Origin of the sequence: Pseudomonas sp. GM60 (assembly GCF_000282415.1) — a bacterium.
Taxonomy (GTDB): Bacteria; Pseudomonadota; Gammaproteobacteria; order Pseudomonadales; family Pseudomonadaceae; genus Aquipseudomonas; species Aquipseudomonas migulae.
This window is the reverse complement of the sequence record NZ_AKJI01000057.1, coordinates 1-24,561: the sequence shown is the minus strand read 5'-3', so window position 1 is coordinate 24,561 and position 24,561 is coordinate 1. Positions and strand designations below refer to the sequence as shown.

General features: G+C 58.5%; 21 protein-coding genes and 1 tRNA gene. 11 read left to right on the top strand and 11 right to left on the bottom strand.

Features of this window, described 5'->3' with window-relative positions; all coding sequences use genetic code 11:
- Positions 1–1,170: an acetyltransferase domain-containing protein gene (locus PMI32_RS14345; RefSeq protein WP_032828765.1), complete on the bottom strand. Its 1,170-nt coding sequence runs from the start codon at positions 1,168–1,170 to the stop codon at positions 1–3.
- A 286-nt stretch (positions 1,171–1,456) separates the two neighbouring features.
- Here PMI32_RS14345 and PMI32_RS14350 point away from each other — a divergent pair, with 286 nt between their 5' ends.
- Positions 1,457–3,196 (top strand): dipeptidase, encoded by a 1,740-nt coding sequence (locus PMI32_RS14350; protein ID WP_008029568.1) that lies wholly within the window; start codon positions 1,457–1,459, stop codon positions 3,194–3,196.
- Positions 3,197–3,483: 287 nt separating this feature from the next.
- Positions 3,484–4,740, top strand: coding sequence for an OprD family porin (locus PMI32_RS14355; protein ID WP_008029566.1), 1,257 nt, complete (start codon positions 3,484–3,486; stop codon positions 4,738–4,740).
- A gap of 63 nt (positions 4,741–4,803) precedes the next feature.
- Here PMI32_RS14355 and PMI32_RS14360 read toward each other — a convergent pair whose 3' ends face one another.
- The 3 genes from PMI32_RS14360 to PMI32_RS14370 form a co-directional block, all read right to left on the bottom strand.
- Complete coding sequence (locus PMI32_RS14360; protein WP_008029564.1) at positions 4,804–5,268, bottom strand: RidA family protein; 465 nt, start codon at positions 5,266–5,268, stop codon at positions 4,804–4,806.
- Between the two features lie 79 nt (positions 5,269–5,347).
- Positions 5,348–6,097 (bottom strand): creatininase family protein, encoded by a 750-nt coding sequence (locus PMI32_RS14365; RefSeq protein ID WP_008029562.1) that lies wholly within the window; start codon positions 6,095–6,097, stop codon positions 5,348–5,350.
- Between the two features lie 62 nt (positions 6,098–6,159).
- The gene (locus PMI32_RS14370; RefSeq protein ID WP_008029560.1) at positions 6,160–7,473 is read right to left on the bottom strand and encodes an MFS transporter; all 1,314 of its coding nucleotides are present in this window, start codon (positions 7,471–7,473) and stop codon (positions 6,160–6,162) included.
- A gap of 138 nt (positions 7,474–7,611) precedes the next feature.
- Here PMI32_RS14370 and PMI32_RS14375 point away from each other — a divergent pair, with 138 nt between their 5' ends.
- Positions 7,612–8,550 carry a LysR family transcriptional regulator gene (locus PMI32_RS14375; protein ID WP_008029558.1) on the top strand — a complete coding sequence of 313 codons (939 nt, stop codon included), beginning with the start codon at positions 7,612–7,614 and terminating at the stop codon, positions 8,548–8,550.
- A gap of 131 nt (positions 8,551–8,681) precedes the next feature.
- Here PMI32_RS14375 and PMI32_RS14380 read toward each other — a convergent pair.
- The 6 genes from PMI32_RS14380 to PMI32_RS14405 form a co-directional block, all read right to left on the bottom strand.
- A tRNA-Gly gene (locus PMI32_RS14380) sits at positions 8,682–8,757 on the bottom strand.
- A 67-nt stretch (positions 8,758–8,824) separates the two neighbouring features.
- A complete protein-coding gene (gene pgsA / locus PMI32_RS14385) occupies positions 8,825–9,382 on the bottom strand; it encodes a CDP-diacylglycerol--glycerol-3-phosphate 3-phosphatidyltransferase (RefSeq protein ID WP_008029556.1) in 558 nt (185 codons plus the stop codon).
- 32 nt (positions 9,383–9,414) lie between these two features.
- Positions 9,415–11,238: an excinuclease ABC subunit UvrC gene (uvrC, locus tag PMI32_RS14390; protein ID WP_008029554.1), complete on the bottom strand. Its 1,824-nt coding sequence runs from the start codon at positions 11,236–11,238 to the stop codon at positions 9,415–9,417.
- A 2-nt stretch (positions 11,239–11,240) separates the two neighbouring features.
- Positions 11,241–11,882: a response regulator transcription factor GacA gene (gacA, locus tag PMI32_RS14395; protein WP_008015884.1), complete on the bottom strand. Its 642-nt coding sequence runs from the start codon at positions 11,880–11,882 to the stop codon at positions 11,241–11,243.
- A gap of 126 nt (positions 11,883–12,008) precedes the next feature.
- Positions 12,009–12,452, bottom strand: a complete 444-nt coding sequence (locus PMI32_RS14400; RefSeq protein WP_008029550.1) for a GNAT family N-acetyltransferase — start codon at positions 12,450–12,452, stop codon at positions 12,009–12,011.
- Complete coding sequence (locus PMI32_RS14405; protein WP_008029549.1) at positions 12,452–13,210, bottom strand: carbon-nitrogen hydrolase family protein; 759 nt, start codon at positions 13,208–13,210, stop codon at positions 12,452–12,454. Before PMI32_RS14405 ends, PMI32_RS14400 begins: the two co-directional genes overlap by 1 nt.
- Positions 13,211–13,837: 627 nt before the next feature.
- On the opposite strand from PMI32_RS14405, the gene PMI32_RS14410 reads away from it, so the two are divergent.
- Positions 13,838–14,914, top strand: a complete 1,077-nt coding sequence (locus PMI32_RS14410; protein WP_008029547.1) for a 3-deoxy-7-phosphoheptulonate synthase — start codon at positions 13,838–13,840, stop codon at positions 14,912–14,914.
- Positions 14,915–15,149: 235 nt separating this feature from the next.
- Positions 15,150–15,509 (top strand): colicin E1 family microcin immunity protein, encoded by a 360-nt coding sequence (locus tag PMI32_RS14415; RefSeq protein ID WP_008029545.1) that lies wholly within the window; start codon positions 15,150–15,152, stop codon positions 15,507–15,509.
- Here PMI32_RS14415 and PMI32_RS30435 read toward each other — a convergent pair.
- Positions 15,506–17,197: a colicin-like pore-forming protein gene (locus PMI32_RS30435; RefSeq protein WP_008029543.1), complete on the bottom strand. Its 1,692-nt coding sequence runs from the start codon at positions 17,195–17,197 to the stop codon at positions 15,506–15,508. The two genes, PMI32_RS14415 and PMI32_RS30435, sit on opposite strands and share 4 nt — an antisense overlap.
- Before the next feature lie 345 nt (positions 17,198–17,542).
- On the opposite strand from PMI32_RS30435, the gene PMI32_RS14420 reads away from it, so the two are divergent.
- From PMI32_RS14420 to PMI32_RS14445, 6 genes are all read left to right on the top strand, one after another.
- Complete coding sequence (locus PMI32_RS14420) at positions 17,543–18,424, top strand: esterase/lipase family protein (protein ID WP_008029541.1); 882 nt, start codon at positions 17,543–17,545, stop codon at positions 18,422–18,424.
- Positions 18,425–18,507: 83 nt separating this feature from the next.
- Complete coding sequence (locus PMI32_RS14425) at positions 18,508–18,789, top strand: peptidylprolyl isomerase (protein ID WP_008029538.1); 282 nt, start codon at positions 18,508–18,510, stop codon at positions 18,787–18,789.
- Between the two features lie 136 nt (positions 18,790–18,925).
- Entirely contained in the window at positions 18,926–20,794 is a 1,869-nt protein-coding gene (locus tag PMI32_RS14430) for an extracellular solute-binding protein (protein ID WP_008029535.1), read from the top strand.
- Positions 20,794–21,855 carry a microcin C ABC transporter permease YejB gene (locus tag PMI32_RS14435; RefSeq protein ID WP_008029533.1) on the top strand — a complete coding sequence of 354 codons (1,062 nt, stop codon included), beginning with the start codon at positions 20,794–20,796 and terminating at the stop codon, positions 21,853–21,855. Before PMI32_RS14430 ends, PMI32_RS14435 begins: the two co-directional genes overlap by 1 nt.
- A complete protein-coding gene (locus tag PMI32_RS14440; protein WP_008029532.1) occupies positions 21,855–22,877 on the top strand; it encodes an ABC transporter permease in 1,023 nt (340 codons plus the stop codon). Before PMI32_RS14435 ends, PMI32_RS14440 begins: the two co-directional genes overlap by 1 nt.
- Positions 22,878–22,891: 14 nt before the next feature.
- A complete protein-coding gene (locus PMI32_RS14445; RefSeq protein ID WP_008029530.1) occupies positions 22,892–24,472 on the top strand; it encodes an ABC transporter ATP-binding protein in 1,581 nt (526 codons plus the stop codon).
- The last annotated feature ends 89 nt before the right edge of the window (positions 24,473–24,561 follow it).

Here is a 24,561-nt window from a genome sequence, read left to right as displayed (position 1 = left end):
TTACAGGTATTTGAGCCAGGCGATGTCGCGACGTCGGGCCTTCAGCCCGGAAAACCAACGGACCGGGCGATAAAGCGCAATGGCCAACAGGATTGCGGCGATCCAAACCGCGCCTACCGAGTCGAAACCGAAGTACGCGCCCTGATTCAATCCAAACAGCGCTACAGCGATGAGATACAAAACCTTCAGTGCGTAGAGGTGCAACAGATAGAAGAACATCGGCGCTGATCCAAACACCGTCAAGGGACGCAGCCATTGGCTCTTCTGCAAGTGCTCAAACCAAAGAAGCAGCAAACATCCGAGACTCAGGGTCAGCGCAATGAACAGCAGTGACGGCGGGTATTTGGTGATGTTGAAAAAACTCATCAGTGTTTGCACGGACGTATCGCCAACGCTCCATGGCTTCTCGCCATAGCCGTTGAGCAGCCGCAGTGCGACGAAACCGGCCAGCCCCAAAACGCCACAGAGCAGCAACTTGCGCTGACGCCCCTTGGCCTGCGCCGCTCGCCCGAACCACGGGCCCATGGCGTAACCCAAGCCAATGACACCGATCCACGGCAGCACCGGATAGGACGTGCGCAGCCGAAACCCTTCGGACAGTTCGATCCAGCCGCGATCATGGAGAATCGCCCATGGCACGTGCATCACCGATTCGATCGGAAAATGCAGGCCGTCCAACACGTTGTGACCGGCGATGATCGCCAGGCTCAAGAGCAACAACACCGGACGCGGCAGCCAGACCATCACCGACAGGGCCAGCATGCTCAAGCCGATGGCCCAGATCACCTGCATGTAAATGACGGTCGGCGGAAACTGGAACGTCCAGGCGAAGTTCACGAGGGTGAACTCAAGCACCACCAGAAACAGCCCGCGCTTGAACAAGAAGCTGCAAACGTCGGCCTTGCCGGCGTACTTCTCACCGTACAGCCAGGCCGACAGACCGGTGAGCAGCACGAAGACCGGCGCGCACAAATGAGCGAGCGTGCGACTGAAAAACAGCGCCGGCTCGGTCGTGGTGATGTCCATGGGATCGGACACTTGCCGATGCAGGAAAAAGGTTTCGCGGACGTGATCGAGCAGCATGAACAGAATCACCATGCCCCTCAATGCATCGATGGAAAGAAGCCGGCCAACTGCCGTGCCGGTGGAGCGAGAAGGTGCAAGGGTCATGGATGTTTCGCAACGCAAGGGGTGAATAAACGTGTCCCGCAGGACAGCCTGCCGGGCACCTTATATTGTTACCCTATAACATCTCAAAGCATTTTTTTAGTTTGTGCACATTTAGAAGGAAACCATGTGGGAGCGAGCCTGCTCGCGATGGTCGTTAACGAAAACGCGTGTTGCCTGGGTAAACGCAGCGTCCTTTAAACCATCGCGAGCAGGCTCGCTCCTACAGTGTTAATGTTGAAATGTTTTGTTTCATTAATCAGACACCTGCAAAGGAATGCCTTCAAAAATGGACTTCTCACTCAAGCACCTGGCCGCGACAACGTTGATGCTGGCCAGTCTTTCGTCGTTCACCACAGCAGCGCACGCCAACATTACTCCGCAGCAAGGCGCGGCCATCCTCAAGACGTTCAGTGACGCATCGATCACGGATTTCAGGCAGTTCCTGACAAGCGTGGCCAAGAGCGACCTGGCCAAAACCGACGACCTCGGCACGGCAATCTCTGCCTTCCTCGACAACAAGAGCCTTTCCGCCGACCAGCAGAACGAAATCCATCGCCTGCTCGGCCTCTATGCGCGGGTGAAATACGGCAGCGCCGCCACCGAGACGCTGCGTGAACTGGTGGCGATCCCGACCTTCCGCGTGGACGGTGTTGCCCAGCACGACAACCCTGAATTCATCAAGATCGCCGACAAGATCAAGAGCCTGGCCCAGGCCTTCAACCTGACCTTTCGCAACGTCGACAACCGCGTCTATGAAATCTCCCTCGAAGGGAGCGGCGATGAAGTGGTGGGCATTCACGCCCACGCCGACGTGGTGCCCGTGACACCGGAAAACTGGGTCCTGAAAGACGGCACCCGCCTCGATCCGTTCAAGGTCACCCTGATTGGCGATCGCATGTATGGCCGTGGCACCGAAGATGACAAAAACGGCATCGTGGTGGCGCTCTACGCCATGAAAGTCATCAAGGAAGAAAAGCTGCCGTTGGCGAGGAATTTCAAACTGCTGGTGGACACCACCGAGGAAACCAGCGGCGACGCCATCCCTTATTACTTCGAACACAACCCCACACCTAACTACAACCTGGCGCTGGATGGCGGCTACCCGGTGGTGATCGCCGAGAAAGGCTACGGCACCGTCATGGCCAACTTCCCCAAGCGCAAGGCTGACGGCAAGGGCGCTGAAATCGTCTCGATGACTGGCGGCCTGGCCACCAACCAGATTCCGTCGGCGTCGGTCGCCACCCTGCTGAGTGACAAACCCGCCGAGCTGGCCGCCAGCCTGCAAAAGGCCGGTACCGAGTACGCCAAGCGCAATGGCGGCGATTTCGAGGTGACGGCCAAGGTCGTCGGCAAAGACGTCACGCTGACAGTCACCGGCGTTTCCGCCCACTCCTCCGAGCCCGAGTCCGGAATCAACCCGGTGGCGAGAATGCTGGTGTTCATCAGCAGCCTCGACGGCAAGGTCGCCCTCAAGCACAACCACATCACCGACGCGGCCCGCTACGCTGCCGACAACTGGGGGCTCGATTATCTGGGTGGCAAATTGGCGGTCGGTTTTTCCGATGCGTTCATGGGGCCGTTGACCACCTCCCTGACCTTTGTCGGAATGGATGAAAACACCTTCAAACTCGCGGTCAACCTGCGCGTACCGAAGGGCAAGTCCCCGGAAGTGCTCAAGCGCGAAATCGCCGACAAGCTCGACGCCTGGAGCAAGAAATCCCAGGTTGCGGTGGCCTTCGATTACTCGATCGCCGAACCGATGTACCGCAATCCCGAGGGTGAATGGGTCAAGGCGCTTCTCGCCGTGGCCAGCGAAAACCTGGGCATGGAACACAAATTCGGCACCTCGGCCGGCGCCACTTCGGTCCATGAACTGCCCAACGGCGTGCAGTTCGGCCTGGCCCGGCCCGAAGTCAAATACACCGGCCACACCGACAACGAGTTCAAGACCGTCGACCAGTTCCTGCTGGACCTGCAGATCGTGACCGAGATGTTCGGGCGCATCGGCCAGTTGCCAAAACTCTAAGCCCTCCCCTTCGGACCCGCTGCTCTGGCGGGTCCGACGTTTACAACGTCCTGATCCACTTTCCTGTAGCAGTCTTTTCACGCCTGCCATCAGCGTTGCTTCCAGAGCAACGATCTCTGAATTAAGTTGCTCTTGCTGCCATTGGTCAATGGAGCGAGCATCGCTCTCGACACCGGAGCGGCTGCGAGCGCCACATCCTGCCGGCTGTCTTACCTCCCCCGCACGCGCACAAGCCCCGACAGAGGGCCTACGGGTGAGTCATGTCTAATAAAAACAAGAGTTAAATTATGACCAGAGACAAAGGCAAACTGTGTGTACTGCTGTTTACCGGGGCTGGCGCCAACCTTGCCCAAGGCGCCGACAGCGGATTCGTCGAACAGTCCACCGCTACCCTGCAAACCCGAAACTATTTCTTCAGCAGAGACTTCTCCGATATCCGAGGCTCGGAAAAATCGATGGCTCAGGAATGGGCCCAAGGGTTCATCCTCAACTTCAAATCCGGCTACACGCCCGGACCAGTAGGATTCGGCCTGGATGCCATCGGCAAATTCGGCATCAAGCTCGACAGCAGCCCGGACCGGGTCAACTCGGGATTGTTACCGGTCAAGGACGATGGCCATGCCGCGGACAATTATGGTCGTCTCGGGTTGGCGGCGAAGATGCGCGTTTCCAAAACCGAGCTGAAGGTCGGTGAACTGCAACCCAACCTGCCGACACTGGTCTTCAGCGACATCCGCTTGCTGCCCCCGGCCTATCAGGGCGCGAGCATTACCAGCAGCGAAATCCCCGGCCTGACGCTGCAAGCCGGGCATTTGACCTCCACGACCCTGCGCAACGAGGCCGGCGAGAGCAAACTCCAGGCGTTGCTGGGCAACAAGCCGCAACGGCAAGTGTCGAGTGATGCCTTCAATTACGTGGGCGGCGATTACGCGTTCAACAGTAACCGCACCACCGTGAGTGCCTGGCATTCCCGACTGGAAGATATCTACGAGCAAAACTTCTTCGGTTTGAAACACAGTGTGCCGCTGGGCAGTTGGGTGCTGGGCGCCAATCTTGGTTACTACGACGCTCAGGAAGAAGGTCGCAAACTGGTAGGCAAGGTCGACAACCAGTCCTTCTTCTCGTTGCTATCGGCCAAGCTCGGTGGCCATACGTTCTATGCCGGTTACCAGGGCATGTACGGCGACAGCCCCTTTCCTCGCGTGTTTCTCAATGTCAGCGCCCTTGGCAACGAATTGCCGACCTACGAGTTCGTCTCCACCCATGAGCGCTCCTTTCAACTGCGCTATGACTATGACTTCGCGGCCCTCGGTGTGCCTGGCCTGCTAGCCAGCACACGTTATGTCACCGGCGACAATGTGAAGACGGGGATGGGCTATGAAGGCAAAGATCGGGAGCGTGACCTCGACCTCAGTTACACCTTCCAGGCAGCCCCATTGAAAGGCCTCGGCGTGCGAGTGCGCAATGCGGTGGCACGCTCCAACTACCGCACGGATATCAACGAGAACCGACTGATCATCAGCTACACCTGGACGCTGTTCTGAGTTCCTAAAACCAATGTGGGGGCGAATCACTTCGCCCCCACAGGTTTTACTGTTCCCCGGCCTTCAACTGACTTCCACGGTCATCTCGATTTCGACACAGGCGCCCAACGGAATCTGTGCCACACCGAATGCCGAGCGCGCGTGTTTCCCCTTGTCCCCAAACACCTCCGCTAACAGCTCCGAGGCGCCGTTCGTGACCAGATGCTGCTCGGTGAAACCGGACGTTGAATTCACCAGGCTCAGCACTTTGACAATCCGCGTGACCCGATTCAGATCGCCAAGATGAGCCTGCAGCGTCGCCAACAAATCGATGGCGGTCAAACGTGCGGCCACATAGCCCTCCTCTGTCGTCAGCGTTTCGCCCAGTTTTCCTGCCCAGACTTTGCCGTCTTGCTTCGCGATATGGCCGGACAGGTAAACGACGTTGCCACTCTGCGCACTCATAACATAGGCAGCAGCGGGAGCGCCGGTAGTGGGCAACTCGATACCGAGGTCTTTCAGGCGGGTATAAACATCATGTTCAATCATGGGTTTTCCTCGAATAGAACGTGCCAACGCCCGGAACTTCCGGGCGCTGGGCAAGTTGAAAAACGTTTGATCCGGTTGTTTAGCCGGGTATCGATTCGCGGCTGAAGGCGTCGAGTTCCTTTACCAGGCTCTGCGCTGCCAACATCACCAGAGCGCGGCCTTTGTCCGGGGTGGCCAGGGACGGATCCGAGCCCATGCGGCCATCCGGATGGCGTGCGCGGAAATCCAGCGCTTCGCGAATCGGCCCCCACGGCGCGATCTGCGGCGAGTACCCGGCGGTTTTGATGGAATCCGGGTAGGCCCACTGAGTCACGGCAATCTCGGACGGCGTGGCATGAATGCCGTGCCCCTCAGGAAACTGCTCCCGAGCCAACTCACCGATTCCCTCCAGATCCCACCAGTTGCACAACTTCAGCGCGAACCCTGCAGGACGTCGAGCGAAGCTTGCTTCGGCGTAAAGCTCCGAGAACGCCGCTTCAATCGATGCGACGTTGCCGCCGTGGCCATTGAGGAAGAGGATTCTTTCAAACCCGTGAGCGGCCAACGAACGCACCCAGTCGCCAATGGCCGCAATGAACGTCGAGGGGCGAAGTGAAATGGTCCCGGGGAATCCAAGATGGTGTTGGGCCATGCCGATGTTGAAGGTCGGCGCAATCAGGATGTCTGCCGACTTCTGCGCTTCGCACGCAATGATTTCGGGGCACATCCAGTCGGTCCCCAAAAGGCCGGTCGGACCGTGTTGTTCATTGGAGCCGATCGGGATCACGATGGTGCGGCTGCGTTCAAGGAATTGCCCGATCTCGGCCCAGGTCGATAGGTGTAAAAGCATGTGGGTTCTCTCTTTAAAAGGGTTCCTTTCGGAACACGACTGATCAAGTGGGAGGCGGTTGATCAACCCGCGCTGAATTCAGAAACCGGGCGCTCACGCGGTTGCCGTTTGGTGGCAAGGATCACGAACGCTGCACACAGGAAGACGCAGCCCACAACGACGATGCCGAGATTGGCGCTGCCGGTTGCCGTTTTTGCCCAGCCAATCACCGCAGGCCCCCAGAAACCGCCGGAAAGACCGATTGTGTTGATCAAGGCAATGCCTCCCGCCGCCGCATCACCCTTGATGTGCTCGGAGGGCATCGCCCATAACACGGTGTAGGCCATGAACATCATGGCGGTCGCCACTGTCAGCAGAACCAGCGACGCCATCAGGTTGCCGTCGGCAAAGGGATACATGAGCAACAGGATGGCGCCAATGCCCGCAGGGACTGCGCAGTGGTAGCGTCGTTCGCCGACCCGGTCGGACCGACGCCCTATCCAGTACATGCCGCATGCCGCCGCGACATAGGGAATCGCGGCATACCAACCCAGCTGCATGGTGTCGTTGACGCCCTGGGCCTTGAGGATTGCCGGCAGCCAGAAACTCATGGCGTAGATCGAGAAGATGATGCAGAAATAGGCTGAGGCGAGGATGTAGATTTTCGGGTCGCGCAACACCGCCCGAAACGAATGGACCCGCCCCGACGATGTACCGAGTTCACTCTCCAGCAGTGTCCTTTCTTCAACATTCAGCCATCGGGCCTCCGAGGGCCGGTTGGAGAGTACGAAATAGGTCAGGATGCCGAGGAACACGCAAGGCAGACCTTCAATCAAAAACATCCATTGCCAGCCGGCCAGGCCGCCAACGCCTTCGAACGTGGTGATCAGCCAGGCAGACAGCGGACCGCCGATAATGCCGCCGATGGGACCGGCAATAAACACGATCGCAATGGCCCGCGCCATGCGCTTCGGGCCGTACCAGCAAGACAGGTAATAGATCATGCCAGGGGCAAAACCGGCTTCGAATACACCCAGCAGAAAACGCATCGCATAAAACATCGGCACGTTGCGCACAAAGAGCATGCAGGCCGAGGTTATGCCCCAACACACCAAAATGCGGCTGAAGGTTTTTCGCGCCCCCACCTTCGGCAACATCAGGTTGCTCGGCAACTCAAACAGCACGTACCCCAGAAAGAAAATACCCGCGCCCGCTCCGTAGGCCGCATCGGACAGTCCGAGGTCATTTTGCATCTGCAGCTTGGCGAAGCCGACGTTGATCCGGTCCAGGTACGCAAAGACGTAGCAAATGAACAGGAGTGGCAACAGCCGCCAATTGAGCTTGCGGTAAAGGGCAGAAACGGCATCACTGCTTGCCGGTGTCAGTAAGGTTGACATGCGAGTCTCCAATTATTCTTGTTGGTCTGCGTTCGTGCCAAAGAATGTTGCACCGGCACCGCAGGCCCAGCAAGAGCAACTAAGTTCGTGTATCGTTGCCCTACAAGCAACACAAACTTTCTGGCGGGAGGGCCCGGGATGCGCGAGATCAACCAACAACGGCTGCGGTATTTTCATGAAGTGCTGGTCCACGGCTCGATTCGTGGCGCGGCAGACAGCATCAATACGTCGCCCTCCGTTATCACGCGCCAGATCAAGCTGCTGGAAGAGGAACTGGGCGCAAAACTGTTCGAGCGCCAGGCACGCGGCGTGCAGCCTACCGAGGCAGCGGCGCATTTGCTGGAGTTCTGGCGCGGTTATCGATCACACCAGGAAAAACTCGAAGACCAGCTTCAAGCGATCAAGGGCCTGCAACAAGGCCAGGTGCGAGTCGTCATCAGTGAGGGCTATGTCGATGCCTTGGTCGACAACGTGCTCGCCCCCTTCTGCAAACAGTACCCCAAGCTCGATGTCAGGCTGGACATCCTTCCCGTCGACGACGTGCTGAACGAAGTCGCCGAAAACCGTGCGCACATCGGCCTTGCCTACAATCCGCCGCCGCATTCGCAAATCGATTACCGCGCGACGTCATCGCAGCCAGTGATGCTGCTGGTTCGCCCTGATCATCCGTTGGCAGTGCGAGGGGGAACGGCAACCGTCGAGGACATACTCACCTGCCGACTGGTGCTGACGCCCCCCACCTTCGGTATCGGGCATGCGATCAAGATGCTTGAGTACGCCGAGAAAATCGAAATCCGCCCGGCACTGGTCAGCAACTCCCTCGCCGCACTCAAGCGCCTGGTGGCCTCCGGGGATTTCACCTCGTTGCTCGGCGAATTCGCTGCCTATCGGGAAATCGAACAAGGCAGCCTCGCGGCGGTACTGATCGACCATCCGCTGTTCCTGGGTGTGGAAGCGAAACTGCTGGTGAAGTCCGGCCGACCGCTGGCCGCGCCGGCTCAGGAGCTGCTGAACTGGATGTTGCAGCGCTTGCCGATGTTTGTGTCGGCTGACGAAGTGACATCGGCCTCACGGTAACCTCAGCGCTGTTTGCTGACCGGCTCAATGAAATCGCTAAAAAAAAGAGGCCGAAGCCTCTTTTTCTAATTCCAACCCTAAAAAATGCACAAAAAAAAAGCGCCACTCATTGAGTGGCACTTTTCTGTATTTGGAGCGGGAAACGAGACTCGAACTCGCGACCCCGACCTTGGCAAGGTCGTGCTCTACCAACTGAGCTATTCCCGCGTCTTGGTGGTGCGCATTTTATAGAATCCAGAAGCTCCGTCAACCCCTTGATTCAAAAAAGTTTTATTTATTTTTCCACATCGGTCTTCAGATGCGGCCAGGCAGCCCGCAGGTATTGGACCATGGACCACAATGTCAGGCCCGCAGAGATCATCAGCAAGGCGTAACCCACCAGGACCCAGAACGTGAAGTCCGACGGATTGGCCAGCAGGATCACCAGCGCCAGCATCTGTGCGGCGGTTTTCCATTTGCCCAGGTTCGACACGGCGACGTGAGCACGAGCACCGAGCTCGGCCATCCACTCGCGCAATGCCGATACCACGATCTCGCGACCGATGATCACGGCAGCCGGCAGCGTGAGCCACAAATTACCGTGTTCCTGCACCAGCAGCACCAACGCCACGGCGACCATCAGCTTGTCGGCCACCGGATCGAGGAACGCCCCGAACGGCGTACTTTGCTCCAGACGACGAGCCAGGTATCCGTCCAGCCAGTCTGTGGCGGCGGCAAACGCGAAGACCGAAGCGGACGCCAGGTAGCTCCATTGGTAAGGCAGGTAAAACAGTAAAATGAAGATCGGGATAAGCAGGACGCGTAGAACGGTAATCAGATTAGGGATATTCATCGGCACAACTGGCTACGAGGTGAGGGGGCATTCTACTCGCTGTGCAGATTTGCATAAATCAACTCTGCGAGCTTTTTACTGATCCCGGGTGCTTTGGCGATCTCTTCGATGCTGGCACGAGACAGCTCCTGCAATCCACCAAAATGTTTCAACAAATCGCGCCGACGGGTCGGACCCACCCCGGCTACACCCTCAAGCGTAGACGTACGGCGCGTTTTGCCACGACGGGCACGGTGTCCGGTAATTGCAAATCGGTGGGCTTCATCGCGGATCTGCTGGATCAAATGCAGCGCCGGAGAATCGCCACGCAAGGTAAATTCGTGGGCGGCATCGTTGAGGTACAAGGTTTCGAAACCGGCCTTGCGCGTCGCACCCTTGGCCACGCCCAGCAGAATCAGGTCGGGCACCGCCAGTTCATTGAGCACATCGCGCGCCATGGACAACTGCCCCTTGCCGCCGTCCACCAACAGAATGTCCGGCAACTTGCCCTCCCCGTCCTTCAGTTTGCTGAAGCGCCGGGTCAGGGCCTGGTGCATTGCGGCGTAGTCATCGCCCGGCGTGACGCCCTCAATGTTGTAGCGACGGTAGTCGGACTTGATCGGGCCTTCAGGGCCGAACACCACGCAGGACGCCACGGTCGCTTCGCCGCTGGAGTGACTGATGTCGTAGCACTCGAGGCGCTGCGGCGGCTCATCCAGTTTCAGCACGTCGGCCAGGGCATCGAAACGTGCCGCAACGTGTTGGCGGTTGGCCAGGCGCGCGCCCAGAGCCTGCTCGGCATTGGTCACGGCCAATTGCTGCCAGCGTGCCCGCGTGCCACGAACCCTGTGACTGATGCTCAGCTCACGACCGCGCAGCTCTTCGATGGCCGCGATCAGGGTCGGGAAGTCTTCGTGAACCACGTTGACGATCAGCTCGCTCGGCAAGTCGCGCTCGGGGCTGCTGACGAAGTACTGACCGAGAAACGCGGCCATGACTTCTGAAACGTCTTCCTCAATGCCCACCTGCGGAAAGAAATTCTTGCTCCCCAGCACCCGACCGCCGCGCACGCTGATCAAATGGACACAGGCACCGCCCGGATTAACGAACGCGGCGATGACGTCGACGTCACCGGTCCCGCCTTCCATGCTCTGTTGATCCTGGACCCGGCGCAGCAACGAGATCTGGTCGCGCAGTTCGGCGGCACGTTCGAATTCGAGGTTGATCGCCGCCTCTTCCATGCCGGCGGACAATTCATCGGTCAGCGCATTGCTGCGCCCTTCGAGGAACATCACCGAGTGACGAACGTCCTCGGCGTAAACCTCGGGCTCCACCAGCCCCACGCACGGCGCCTTGCAGCGCTTGATCTGGTATTGCAGGCATGGACGTGTGCGGTTCTTGTAGTAGCTGTCTTCGCACTGGCGAACGAAAAAGGTTTTTTGCAGCAGGCTCAGGCTTTCGCGAATCGCCCCGGCACTGGGATAAGGGCCGAAATATTTGCCCTTGGCCTTTTTCGCCCCGCGATGAATGCTAAGGCGTGGGAACTGGCCGTCGGAAAGAAACACATACGGGTAGGATTTATCGTCGCGCAGCAGAATGTTGTAGGGCGGACGCCATTCCTTGATCAGCGTCTGCTCAAGCAGCAAGGCTTCGGTTTCATTGGCCGTGATCGTCGTTTCGACCTGGGCGATACGCGCCACCAGCGCAGCGGTCTTGGGCGCGAGGCCGGACTTGCGGAAGTAACTCGACAGGCGATTCTTGAGATTCTTGGCCTTGCCGACGTAAAGCAGGCGTGCCTCGCTGTCGAACATGCGATAGACGCCGGGGCGTCCGCTGACCGTCGACAGGAAAGCACTCGGATCGAAGGTGTCAGTCATTTTCAGAGGCTGGCATCAACCATGCCGTGACGAACTGCCAACAGCGTCAATTCGACATCGCTGCTGATCGAAAGCTTTTCGAAAATTCGGTAACGGTAGGTGTTCACGGTTTTGGGCGACAGGCACAGTTTGTCGGAAATGATCTGGACCTTCTGGCAGCCGACAATCATCAACGCGATCTGGATTTCCCGCTCCGACAGTGCGTCGAAGGGCGAATCGTTGGTCGGCTGAAAGGATTTGATCGCCAGTTGCTGGGCAATCTGCGGGCTGATGTAGCGTTGCCCGGCAAACACCAGGCGGATGGCCTGGACCATTTCCGGTAACCCGGCGCCTTTGGTCAGGTAGCCCGCGGCCCCGGCCTGCAACAATCGTGTAGGAAACGGATCTTCCTCACACACGGTGACCGCGACGACCTTGATATCCGGATGACTGCGCAACAATTTGCGCGTGGCTTCAAGACCGCCGATACCCGGCATCTTGACGTCCATCAGCACCACATCGGGTTTCAACTCACGCGCCTTGAGCAGGGATTCTTCCCCGGACTCAGCCTGGCCGACTACTTGCAGGCCATCGATGTCAGCCAGCATTCGTGTAATGCCTGTACGAACGAGATCATGGTCATCGACTACTAGCACCCTAATCAAGCAGACACCTCGCGATATGGTCTTATTGAGTTGCCGACACCTTAGCAAAAAGCAACTGGCAGACCTAGCGGCAAGCGTCATATAAAAAGTTTCAATACATCTTGAAAGGCTTGTCTCATGCGTGTTTCAGCGATGCAAGGCATCGACATCGCGCTGCATTCTCAGGAAACACTCGTCTTTGCCGACCACTGCCAGGCCCTTTCGCTCGTATAACGCTTTCGCCGGATTATTTGCAAAAACCGTCAGGCGCAATGCCGGGCGTCGTTCCTTGCACGCCATTGCCAATACCTGATCGATCGCCCAGGAACCGGCGCCCTGCCCCCGGAACGCTTCGAGCACGTGTAACTCACGGATGTACAAGGCCCTTGCATCCCGACTCAGGCTTACATAACCCAGCCGTACATCATCGCGGACGATCAGCCAGTTTTCCCGCCCCGCCCAGGCCACATCGAAAGCCTCGTCCTGCCACAGCAGATCGTGCTGAATGTAATAGCGGAGCATGGTTTTACAGGTCAGTTCACGAGCAAAGTCGAGGTCTTGCGATGTCGCAGGACGTAATTCGAATCCCATCAGGCCTCCGCGACGGCGACGACGCGCCCCGTCCAGCTGTCAGCATTGCGGCGAGCAACGACCAGCAGATTGCCGATGCCCGGTGCGGCAGCGATCAGCGAACCGTCCGACGCCCAGATGGCGCTGCGTCCTGCCGACTCCCAGCCCCCCGTCGCACCGCCATGGTTGGCCATCAGCACCGCCATCGAATGCCTGACGGCATAGCCTTGCAACAACGCAGTATCGGGGGCGTAACCATTTTCGGTGATCAGCACGCCTGCGGCATACAGGTCGGCGCCCTGTTGCGCCGCTGCGGCCGCATGACTGGCGTGGGAAAAATCGGCGCACACCGCCAAGGCTATCGTATCGTCGCCGATGGTCAGGGGCGAACCGCCAGTGCCCGGTGCAAACGCTACTTCCTCGCCGGGATGCAGATGCTGCTTGCTGTAGACCCCGAGTGAACCATCGGCGCCCAGTACCAGCGCCCCAATCAACACCGGCGAATGCTCCGACAGACGAATAGGCATCCCGACTACGGTCGTTACGCCGACTTCCTGCGCAAAATCGCGCAACGGTTGCAGCACCGAACCCTCCGGCGCAATGGCCAACTCAGCCGCCAGCCCGCGCTCGTACCCGGTCAGTGACAGTTCCGGAAACACCAGCAACTGCACGCCCTGCTCCGCCGCCACCTGCATGAAACGTTGATGCCACGCAATATTGGCGACCAGGTCTCCAGCGCTGGAGATCGATTGAGCGGCGGCGATGGTCAGCGTCGTCATGATTCGTCCTTGTGACGGTGTGTTTTTGTTTAAACGGCGAGTGTGTCACAACCGCCGACGCACTCAAGCGATAGAAAACGCCGCCAGTAACCAATAGCAATTTCTGATTGAATCCGTGTACCGGCCTCTAGTAAGCTCGGCGCATCCATCGGAGACAGACCATGTTCAACGCCCTCTCACAGCTTCGTACCGCCAGCGCCCCGCGCTCGGTTGCGGCTGCCCGGGTGAATGTCGTTTGCGCTTCGGTCAGCTTTTATTTTGGGTATTGGTTTAGCCACTGGCGCGCCTGATACCCACACGGCGCCCACTTTAAACGGGTCGCCACCAGAGAATTCTCAACCCCCGGTCGGCCTCCCGACCGGGGGTTTTGTTTTTTCAGCCCCTACACTTTTTAGCAACAACACAGACATTTTGAGGATTCACGACATGAACTACGCCACTTATTACCGTCACGACAGTTTTACCGCCTGGCGATTTAGCAGCCTCCGCTCGGGACAGCCTGCCGCCTCCGATCGGTCACCCACAGGTGGCAAGCACACACACGCAGCCAATCCGGCCAATTGTCGAACACCCCAGTAGGGCCGAGCGCGCGGGAACGAACCCGCCGCCCGCCCAGGAAGCCTGAACATGAACTCGTCCGTCTCTGCTTTGCCACTGTCCACCCTGAGCCCTGCCAATGAAGCGCTGACCTTGCGCCTGCCGAGCTCATTGCAACTCAAACAGCAACTGCCGATCAGCAACGCCCTGACCCGGCAAGTCGCCGCCCACCGCGATGCGGTTCGCGCGATTCTCAACGGTGAAGACTCCCGTTTGCTGGTCATCGTCGGTCCTTGCTCGATTCACGATCCGCAGTCCGCCCTCGAATACGCCAGTCACCTCGCCCGCCTCGCCGCCGACGTCAGCGATGAAATGCTGCTGGTGATGCGCGCCTACGTCGAAAAACCCCGTACCACCGTCGGCTGGAAAGGCCTGGCCTACGATCCGCACCTGGACGGCAGCGACGACATGGCCGGTGGCCTGACCCTGTCACGGGAGCTGATGCGCGAAATGCTTCGACTCGGCCTGCCAATTGCCACCGAACTGCTGCAACCGATGGCCGCCGGGTACTTCGACGACCTGCTCAGCTGGGTCGCCATTGGCGCCCGCACCACCGAGTCGCAGATCCACCGGGAAATGGCCAGCGGCCTGAACATGCCGGTCGGCTTCAAGAACGGCACCGATGGTGGCGTCGGTGTTGCCAGTGACGCCATGCGCTCAGCCGCTCATCCGCACCGGCATTTCGGTGTCGACAGTCAGGGGCACCCCGCGATCATCCAGACCCCGGGCAACCCTGACACTCACCTGGTATTGCGCGGCGGTCATCGCGGCCCGAACTACGACCGCGACAGCGTCGCCCAGGTGAACAGTGATTTGACCAAGCTGAAGATCCCGGCCCGGATCATGGTCGATTGCAGCCACGCCAACAGCGGCAAAGACCCGCTACGTCAACCGGCGGTGTTCAACGATGTGCTTGAGCAGCGCCTGCAAGGTGATCGCTCGCTGATCGGGATGATGATTGAGAGTCACCTGTTCGAGGGTTGCCAGCCGCTGAGTCCGTCGCTTCAGTACGGTGTATCGGTGACGGATGGCTGCCTTGGGTGGGATGGGACCGAGGTGTTGTTGCGTCAAGCGGCGGATCGGTTGCGCGCGCAACGCAAAACTTGAAATGTTTAGACGCGGTTTTCTGGAGACTTTTGGGGACGGATTGGCACGCCAAGGTTTGATCGTGCCCTCAAGTCTGAAATCATGGCCGCTGTCTGCATAGAGTGCCCGAGCGATGAGTCGCGAGGGCTTCTGAATGATTATGCATGGATGCAAATCAGCAGACTGAAAACAAGCGGCGCCAGCTCGATACGAGCAGGTGCTACACCGTCGTCATTCGGTAGTAATGAGGTCAAGGATGGACAAAAAGTATTTCGTGAAAAACTCGCTGACAGGCTTCCTGTTTCTGATTGTAGCCATCGTTGCTTTTTATACTGGCGATGAGTTGTTCTACAGAGATGTTCGGTTGGTCGTATTCATGGTGCTCAGCACTCTACTGTATCCACTATCCAGATATCTGATACAGGCAACTGCCTACAGATTCAAGAGCCCCATCTTCTGGAAAAAAGCATTCCTCCTCCACTATTCGGATATTTCTGGAGTCACTGCATTATTTGCATTTTTTTGCATAGCATTTGCAATCCCTATTGGCAGCATCTACCTGACCTATATGATTTTTAATAGGGGGGCGACTAAAGCGCCCCCCTCCTCGCGTTAAATACTTATGACAAACTCGTTCACCTTGCTAACTAACTCATCATTTATAAGTGAGCTTGTAACCGCCATCAGCAAAGCGAACCCCAGGATTCCCACGGGCGTCAGGACCGTAAAACCAAACATGAACGCTAACAAGCCTGCGACGACCTGACCTGCGACGACGGTTTCCGCCTTGATAAAAAACGGCTTCCAATCCCCACTTTCCGCTGACTTTTTCGCCTCTATAGTCAGATCTCGGAAATTTATGGCATGACCTGCCAAGCCGAATCCTCTTCCAAATTTTTCCAGAGTCCTTGCCATCATTTCCTTATCCAGCGAGTCGATAGCCCTGACAATCGCTTCTTTATCCTTGACGCCAAACTTCCTGTCCAACACATCTTTATACTGATCAAAGGCTTTAATTGCCTCTTCGGCATTTCGAATTTTCTTTCCTCTGGCGCTTGCAGAAAGCTCCTTCGCGAGCGCTGAAGCTTTCTCACCAAATTTTTCAGTCAATTCCTTGTAAAAGTCCGCCGTGAACTTGATCGCGTTCTTGATCTGTTCCGCATCATTCGAACGCTCGACCAGCCCGCCAAACGCATTTGAAGTAGCCGTCAAATGCCGTGCAGATTCAGCCTTCAACAACGCATCGTGGTAACTAAGCCATTTGGTCCCTATCGGGGTATTGTTTTGCAGGTACACCAGCTCATTCAGCGCCTCCAGTTCCGGCTTGCTCAAGGGCGCTTTGATTTTCGGATTGTTCAAGGTGAAGTTGATGGTCAGGCCATTAATCCGATAAGGTTCGGTCGGCTGTACCGGCCTCATCTCTGCGATTTTGGTCGCCGCCATACGTTCCAGCGTCATCTTGTAGTGGGTCAGGGTTTGAGTGGGTGTCAGGCCTGCCACCGAACCTGCTGCCGCAATCAATTCCGCCTGTAGAAACGCCGGAAGTTGCTGAGCGTGGATATCCCGTTCCAAACCGATGTCGGCAAGGCGCTGATCCTGCGCAGTCAGCCATGCCTCATCATCTAAAGGAACACCCGCCTCTGCTTCATTTCTTTTACTGGCCAGCTCTTCAAGTTTGCTGGCCAAAACATCCACCGAGAGCGCGAGCCTCTTGAGCTCCATTGCCGACTTATAGACATTGTTGAACAGGCCATACAGGTTATAGAGCGCATAAGGATCATGGTAAGGGGAAGTCAGGACCTCACTTATTTTTCGACGCGGTAATACCTCCATCAGAAAATAAGGACTCTGACCGTAAAGCCCATAGATACCGGGCGCCGTGGAGATGTACTGTGACTTTTTGGAATCGATAAGATCCAGAGCGGCCTTTTGGTCCCTGGCGGCAGACTCAGCGGCAGCAAGAATTTGCCCCTCTTTGGCAACCTGCTTCCTTTCCTCCAGTTCACGTTCGGTATCTGCAAACAGTGTGCTGAATCGTGCGTTGTATTCGTTATCAATCTCTAGCTGGTCGGCGACCTGAACGCCCGCAAACTCGGCCATGACGTTCGGCCCCGGAAGGTCTCGAATACTGCTTGGACCTCCTTCCCCTCTACGTGGCCCTTCCTGAAGCCCCCAACCGCTGTTGTTTCCAATGTAACCGCCGCCACCGCCAGCCCCGAATGTCTGCTGGCGATCAGGGGCAATGAACGAGGGCCTGATGTTGTACGGCTCACCGCGAACGAATCCTTCGTCTTTGTCAGACATGTGTAAATTGCCTTTATCTCAGTCCTTTGAAAAGACGCCATCCCGCAGGTCGGCATCGAGCGAACCCCATTCAATCTCATAAAGGAAATCCGTGATGTCAGGAGAGCGCTTCGAACTACCCGGCTAAATACGCTCCGCGTGGTAGGTCATTAATCAAAACAACTACGAACCAGATAAAAAGATGTCGAAACATTCCGATTAAGGCCTCGCCTACATACGAGGTTTCGCACACCACCTATTCCGTTTTCCCCCATTCACAGCGGCTTTTTCATACATCGCGCAAACGTCCGAGTGCTTTAGAGTGGGCCCCGGACACATCACGAACTCCCGCGAAAAGGTATGAACATGCAACGGAATGCAAGCACTCTCCATCCCATCCTGTTGGTCCACGGCCTGTTTGGTTTCGATCGGATCGGCCCTTTCGAACTGTTCCATGACATCAAGCAAACCCTCAGGAGCGCCGGCGCCAGGGTGTTCATCCCGCACCTGTCGGCTACCCATACCAATGAAGCACGCGGTGACCAGCTTTTGGCACAGATCGAACGGGTGCTGGAAGGGACCGGTGCAGACAAGGTCAACCTGATCGGGCATAGCCAGGGTGCGCTGGCCGCTCGTTATGCCGCAGCGATAGCGCCGCAAATCGTTGCGTCGGTGACCTCGGTCAGCGGGCCCAACCATGGCTCGGAACTGGCGGATTTCCTGCGCAAGGCGCTGACACCCGGACAGCTGCCGGAACAGGTCGCCGATACGGTGGCCACGTTGTTCGCTGACTTCCTGTCCTTGTTGAGTGGCGACCGCCACCTGCCGCAAAACGCGATCGCTGCGCTCAATGCCTTGACCACCGAAGGCGTCAGCGCGTTTAACGAGAAATACCCTCAAGGGCTGCCGAAGACCTGGGGCGGCAAGGGCAGCGAGCGGGTCAACGGCGTTCGCTACTATTCCTGGAGCGGAACCCTGCAGGGCAACCTCCTCGATGAAGGACTCAACGCACTTGACCCACTGAACGGGTGCTCCCGTGCTTTTGCCAGGTACTTCACCATAGAGGCCGAGCAAAACGACGGTATGGTCGGCCGCTTCAGTTCTCATCTGGGCAAGGTGATCCGCTCCGACTATCCGCTGGACCACCTGGACAGCATCAGCCAGACAGTCGGCCGGGTTCGCAAAGACATAGACCCGATTGACCTGTACGTGCAGCACGCCGAACGTCTGCGCAAGGCGGGTCTGTGAGCCGGGCGGAACTTTGAGGAGAAATAGCCTCCTGAATCCGGTAGGCTGAGCACTTTACTGAACATTAGAAGGAGTATTTTTCCATGGCTAAAGCCACTGCCCGTCACATCCTGGTCGCCAGCGAAGACAAGTGCAACGAACTCAAAGCCCAAATCGAGGCTGGCGCCGATTTCGCCGAAGTTGCGAAAGCCAACTCCACTTGCCCGTCCAGCCGTCAGGGCGGTGACCTGGGTTCGTTCGGTCCGGGCCAGATGGTCAAGGAATTCGACACCGTGGTCTTCAGCGCACCGATCAACGTCGTGCAAGGCCCGGTCAAGACCCAGTTCGGCTACCACTTGCTCGAAGTGACCAGCCGTCAGGACTAAGTCATTCGCGTAGTTTCATGCACAACGGCCCGCCTTTTGGTGGGCCGTCGTGTTTCAGGTACGTGATACGACTGGCGAGGGACGCGCCGCTAGCGTACAAATTGCGGTTATCGATCACCCGGCTCTAAGGCTGAAAATGCGACTGGCTTTCCCTGTTTTGTTGTTCACTGCCGTGACCCTGTTGCTGGGCGCCGCCGGTGTGAACGCCGCACCGCAACACGCGCTGACCGTCTACGGCGAACCGCCCAAGTACCCGGCCGGCTTCAGTCATTTTGCCTACACCAATCCGCAAGCCCCCAAGGGCGGCACGATGCGTCGCTCGGCGATCGAGATCGGGCATTTCGACCATGTCCTGCCTTATATAGACAAAGGCATCGGCGTGACGCAGATCGACGGCTTGATCTATTCGCCGCTGGCCCAGCGTTCGCAGGACGAGCCTTACACCGTGTACGGTCTGGTGGCGCAGAAGATGGAGCGTTCGGATGACGGGTTATCGCTGCGCTTCTACCTCAACCCCAAGGCTCGCTTCGCCGACGGCAAGCCGATCACCGCCGAAGACGTGCGCTACACCTTCGACCTGCTGATGACCCAGGGCAGCCTGCGTTATCGCACCCAGTTCGCCGACGTCAAAGGCGTCGAGGTGGAATCCCCGCTGACGGTGCGTTTCGACTTCAAAAGCAACGAAAACCGTACCCTGCCCCTCGACATCGCAACCTTGCCGGTGTTTCCCGAGCACTGGTGGAAAGCCCGCGACTTTGCCAGCGGTGGTGGTTACGAGCCGCCACTGGGCAGCGGCCCGTACAGGGTGGGCAAGGTCGACTCCGGCCGCAGCATCACCTTCGAACGCAATCCGGACTGGTGGGGCAAGGACTTGCCGGTCAGCCGTGGGCTGTACAACTTCGATCACTTCAGCATCGAGTACTTCGGTGATACCGATGTGGCGCGTCAGGTGCTGCGCGGTGGCGCCTACGACTACAACCGCGAATTTTCCGCCACCGCTTACTCCATCGGTTACGAAAGCCCGGCCCTCAGCGACGGTCGCCTGCAAAAGGCGCACCTGGCCAGAGAAGCGCCGCAATCGGCCCAGGGCTTTGTGTTCAATCTGCAGAACCCGATGTTCCAGGACCGCCGCGTCCGCCAGGCACTGGTGATGTTGTGGGATTTCGAATGGAGCAACCGGCAGATGATGCGCGATATGTATATCCGCCAGCAGAGCTTCTTCTCCAATTCCGCCCTCGCCGCCCGCAGCCTGCCGGATGCCGCCGAACTGGCGATTCTCGAACCGCTGCGCGGACAGATCCCCGACGAGGTGTTCAGCAAAGTCTTCGAAGCGCCGAAAACCGACGGCAGTGGCGTGATCCGTGACAAACAACTGCAAGCACTGGATTTGCTCGAACAGGCCGGCTGGAAACCCGATGGCGATCAATTGGTGAATGCCGAGGGCCAGCCGCTGAGCTTTACCTTCCTGGTCAGTCAGAACGGGATGGACCGTTTGCTGTTGCCTTACAAGCGCACGCTGAAGCAGATCGGCATCGACCTGAACATCCGCCGCATCGACTCATCCCAATACGTCAATCGCCTGATGTCCCGGGATTACGACATGATCGTCACCGGCTACCCGGTCACCACGTCGCCGGGCAACGAGTTGAATAACTATTTTGGTTCGGCAGCGGCCAACGATCCGGGCTCCAACAACTACATGGTGTTGAAGAACCCGGCGGTCGATACGCTGGTCAACGGTCTGGTGCGCGCCACCACCCAGGCCGACATGTTGCGCTACGCCCATGCCCTCGACCGGGTACTGCAATGGAACTATTACTGGATTCCCAACTACTACCCGCCGGGCAGCTCGACCGTGTGGTGGAACCGTTTCGGCATTCCCAGCGTGCAAGCAGCCAATGACGAAGCCATCGAGAGCTGGTGGGAAGTGAGCACCACGCCGTTGACCAACCAACAGATGACCGCCGAACTGATCAAGCGCGGCAAACCCGGAGGGCCGCACTGATGTGGGCTTATATTCTGCGGCGCCTGCTGCTGATCATTCCGACCCTGGTGATCATTCTGCTGGTCAACTTCGTCATCGTTCAGGCCGCGCCAGGCGGCCCGGTTGAACAAGCGATCGCGCACCTGCAAGGCATTGGCGGAGCCAGCGTCGGCGGCGGTTCCGGCGAGGTCATGAGCGGCAGTTCGCGAGCCAGTCGCGGCCTCGACCCGCAACTGATCAAGGAAATCGAAAAGCAATACGGCTTCGACAAACCGGCCCATGAACGCCTGTGGCTGATGCTCACCAGTTACGCGCGACTGGACTTCGGCAAAAGCTTTTTCCGCGGCGCCACGGTCACCGACCTGATCCTCGAAAAAATGCCGGTGACCATTTCCCTCGGGCTCTGGGCCACGCTGATCACCTACCTGGTGTCGATCCCGCTGGGCATCCGCAAAGCCGTGCACCACGGCAGCCAGTTTGATATCTGGAGCAGCACCGCGATCATCATTGGCTACGCGATGCCGGCGTTCCTGTTTGCGATGTTCCTGATCGTGGTGTTCGCCGGCGGCACGTCGCTGAACTGGTTTCCGGTGCGCGGCCTGGTCTCGGACAATTTCGACTCGCTGTCCACCGTGGGCAAGATCGCCGACTATTTCTGGCACCTGGTATTGCCGGTCACGGCGCTGGTCATCGGTGGATTTGCCACATTGACCATCCTGACCAAAAACTCCTTCCTCAATGAAATCACCCGCCAGTACGTGGTCACGGCGCGCGCCAAAGGCATGAGCGAACGTCGCGTGCTGTACGGCCACGTGTTCCGCAACGCCATGCTGCTGGTGGTGTCGGGCATACCTCAGGCGTTCATCAGCGTATTTTTCGCCGGCTCGTTGCTGATCGAGGTGATCTTCTCCCTCGATGGCCTGGGCCGCATGAGTTACGAAGCTGCGGTGTCGCGGGATTATCCCGTGGTGTTCGGTTCGCTGTTCATCTTCACGCTGTTCGGCCTGCTGATAAAACTGGTCGGCGACCTGTGCTACACACTGGTCGACCCGCGCATCGACTTCGCCGCGAGGAATGCCTGATGTTCAAGCTTTCGCCGTTGGCGCGCCGCCGTTTCGACCGATTCAAGAAAAACCGCCGTGGCTGGTGGTCACTGTGGCTATTTGTCGGCCTGTTTTTGCTGACCCTCGGTGGCGAGCTGATCGCCAACGACAAACCGCTGGTGGTCAGTTATCAGGGCTCGTTGTACTTCCCGACTTTCAAGCGCTACACCGAGCAGGCGTTCGGCGGGCAACTGCCGTTCCAGGCGGATTACCGCAGTGACTATGTACAGAAGCTGATCAAAAAGGACGGCGGCTGGCTACTGTTTCCGCCGATCCCGTTCAGCGATGACACGCCTAACTACGACCTGAACAAACCGGCACCGAGCCCACCGTCGAATGTGAATTGGCTGGGCACCGACGACCAGGCTCGCGACGTGCTGGCACGGGTGATTTTCGGCGCGCGGGTGTCGATTCTGTTTGCGCTGATGCTGACCTTTGTCAGCGCACTGATCGGCATCGCCGCCGGCGCGCTGCAAGGCTATTACGGCGGCTGGGTCGACCTGATCGGCCAGCGTTTGCAGGAGGTCTGGTCGGGTCTGCCGGTGCTGTACCTGCTGATCATTCTGTCGGGGTTTGTCGAGCCGAATTTCTGGTGGTTGCTGGGGATCATGGCGTTGTTTTCCTGGCTGGCACTGGTGGACGTGGTGCGTGCCGAGTTCCTGCGCGGACGCAACCTCGAATACGTCAAGGCTGCGCGGGCACTGGGCCTGACCGACCGCAAAGTCATCGTGCGGCACATCCTGCCCAACGCGATGAACGCGACGCTGAGCTACCTGCCGTTCATTTTGACCGGGGCCATTTCGACGCTCACCGCGCTGGACTTCCTCGGCTTCGGCATGCCGGCCGGCAGTGCCTCGCTGGGCGAGTTGATCGGTCAGGGCAAGCAGAATCTGCAAGCGCCGTGGCTGGGGCTGACCGCGTTTTTCACCCTGGCGCTGATCCTGTCTTTACTGGTGTTTATCGGCGAGGCGTTGCGAGATGCCTTTGACCCTCGATCCTGACGCGGACTGTTGATATGAGTAACAACCTGATCGAAATCCGTGACCTCTGCGTGGCCTTCAGCGGCGAGACCGTGGTGCGCAACCTGTGTCTGGACATCCGCCCCGGTGAATGCCTGGCGCTGGTGGGTGAGTCGGGTTCCGGCAAATCGGTGACCGCGCACTCGATCCTGCAACTGCTGCCCGAGACCGGCACCGAAACCAGCGGCAGCATCCGCTATCGCGGCAAGGAGTTGCTCGGCGCTTCGTCCAGGGTTTTGCGAGAGTTGCGGGGCAACCGCATCGCCATGATCTTCCAGGAGCCGATGACCTCGCTCAATCCGCTGCACAGCATTGAAAAGCAGATCGGCGAAACCCTGTTGCTGCACAAGGGCCTGACCGGCAAAGCCGCGCAGGCGCGGATTCTGGAGCTGCTGCACCTCGTGGGCATCCAGAAGCCCAAAGAGCGGCTCAAGGCGTATCCGCATCAACTCTCCGGCGGCCAGCGGCAACGGGTGATGATCGCCATGGCGCTGGCCTGCGAACCGGAGTTGCTGATTGCCGACGAGCCCACTACGGCGCTCGACGTTACGGTGCAGCGCAAGATCCTGATCCTGCTCAAGTCCCTGCAACAGCGGCTCGGCATGTCATTGCTGCTGATCAGCCATGACCTCAATCTGGTGCGCAGCATCGCTCAGCGGGTGTGCGTGATGAAGGCCGGGGAAATCGTCGAACAGGCGCCGTGCGAAACGCTGTTCACCGAGCCGAAACATCCCTACAGCTGCGTACTGCTGAACGCCGAACCCGAAGGCCAGGCGCTGCCCCGTGACGAGCGCGAGAACGTTCTGGAAGTGGACAATCTTTGCGTGCGCTTCCCCCTCGGTGGCGGGCTGTTTCAGCGCAAAACGTACTTGCATGCCGTGGACGGCATCAGCCTGAATGTCCAGCGTGGCAAGACATTGGGCATTGTGGGTGAGTCCGGCTCGGGCAAGTCGACACTGGGTCAGGCGATCCTGCGCCTGCTCGACTCCGAAGGCAGCATTCGCTTTCAGGGCCAGGCGCTGGACGGCCTGACGCAAAAGCAACTGCGGCCATGGCGCAAGAAAATGCAGGTGGTGTTCCAGGACCCTTTCGGCAGCCTCAGCCCACGGATGTCCGTGGCACAAATCATCAGTGAAGGCCTGGAAGTGCACAGCCAGTTGACGGCGGACGAATGCAAGGCCGAAGTGATCCGGGCCCTGCAGGAAGTCGGCCTCGACCCGCAAAGCCGTCATCGCTACCCCCACGAGTTCTCCGGCGGCCAGCGCCAACGCATCGCCATCGCCAGGGCGCTGGTGCTGAAACCGGCGTTGATCCTGCTGGACGAACCGACCTCGGCGCTGGACCGCACCGTGCAGAAACAAGTGGTCGCGCTGCTGCGCCAGCTTCAGGAAAAACACGGCCTGACGTACCTGTTTATCAGCCACGACCTGGCGGTGGTGCGCGCCCTGGCTCATGACATGATCGTGATCAAGGACGGCAAAGTGGTGGAAAGCGGCGCCAGCCACGACGTGTTTGATTCGCCGCAGCATCCGTACACCAAAGAACTGTTGGCGGCGGCGCATCTGCAACAGGCATAAAATCGCGTCGCGGCCTTCGCGGGCAAGCCTCGCTCCTACAGGTCATGCGTCGTTCATGAAAACACCGATAACCTGTAGGAGCGAGGCTT

Bases quoted from the DNA above. Each gene is read 5' to 3' on its own strand.
- PMI32_RS14345 (WP_032828765.1), bottom strand. From the start codon at position 1,170: ATGACCCTTGCACCTTCTCGCTCCACCGGCACGGCAGTTGGCCGGCTT.
- PMI32_RS14350 (WP_008029568.1), top strand. From the start codon at position 1,457: ATGGACTTCTCACTCAAGCACCTGGCCGCGACAACGTTGATGCTGGCC.
- PMI32_RS14355 (WP_008029566.1), top strand. From the start codon at position 3,484: ATGACCAGAGACAAAGGCAAACTGTGTGTACTGCTGTTTACCGGGGCT.
- PMI32_RS14360 (WP_008029564.1), bottom strand. From the start codon at position 5,268: ATGATTGAACATGATGTTTATACCCGCCTGAAAGACCTCGGTATCGAG.
- PMI32_RS14365 (WP_008029562.1), bottom strand. From the start codon at position 6,097: ATGCTTTTACACCTATCGACCTGGGCCGAGATCGGGCAATTCCTTGAA.
- PMI32_RS14370 (WP_008029560.1), bottom strand. From the start codon at position 7,473: ATGTCAACCTTACTGACACCGGCAAGCAGTGATGCCGTTTCTGCCCTT.
- PMI32_RS14375 (WP_008029558.1), top strand. From the start codon at position 7,612: ATGCGCGAGATCAACCAACAACGGCTGCGGTATTTTCATGAAGTGCTG.
- pgsA (WP_008029556.1), bottom strand. From the start codon at position 9,382: ATGAATATCCCTAATCTGATTACCGTTCTACGCGTCCTGCTTATCCCG.
- uvrC (WP_008029554.1), bottom strand. From the start codon at position 11,238: ATGACTGACACCTTCGATCCGAGTGCTTTCCTGTCGACGGTCAGCGGA.
- PMI32_RS14400 (WP_008029550.1), bottom strand. From the start codon at position 12,452: ATGGGATTCGAATTACGTCCTGCGACATCGCAAGACCTCGACTTTGCT.
- PMI32_RS14405 (WP_008029549.1), bottom strand. From the start codon at position 13,210: ATGACGACGCTGACCATCGCCGCCGCTCAATCGATCTCCAGCGCTGGA.
- PMI32_RS14410 (WP_008029547.1), top strand. From the start codon at position 13,838: ATGAACTCGTCCGTCTCTGCTTTGCCACTGTCCACCCTGAGCCCTGCC.
- PMI32_RS14415 (WP_008029545.1), top strand. From the start codon at position 15,150: ATGGACAAAAAGTATTTCGTGAAAAACTCGCTGACAGGCTTCCTGTTT.
- PMI32_RS30435 (WP_008029543.1), bottom strand. From the start codon at position 17,197: ATGTCTGACAAAGACGAAGGATTCGTTCGCGGTGAGCCGTACAACATC.
- PMI32_RS14420 (WP_008029541.1), top strand. From the start codon at position 17,543: ATGCAACGGAATGCAAGCACTCTCCATCCCATCCTGTTGGTCCACGGC.
- PMI32_RS14425 (WP_008029538.1), top strand. From the start codon at position 18,508: ATGGCTAAAGCCACTGCCCGTCACATCCTGGTCGCCAGCGAAGACAAG.
- PMI32_RS14430 (WP_008029535.1), top strand. From the start codon at position 18,926: ATGCGACTGGCTTTCCCTGTTTTGTTGTTCACTGCCGTGACCCTGTTG.
- PMI32_RS14435 (WP_008029533.1), top strand. From the start codon at position 20,794: ATGTGGGCTTATATTCTGCGGCGCCTGCTGCTGATCATTCCGACCCTG.
- PMI32_RS14440 (WP_008029532.1), top strand. From the start codon at position 21,855: ATGTTCAAGCTTTCGCCGTTGGCGCGCCGCCGTTTCGACCGATTCAAG.
- PMI32_RS14445 (WP_008029530.1), top strand. From the start codon at position 22,892: ATGAGTAACAACCTGATCGAAATCCGTGACCTCTGCGTGGCCTTCAGC.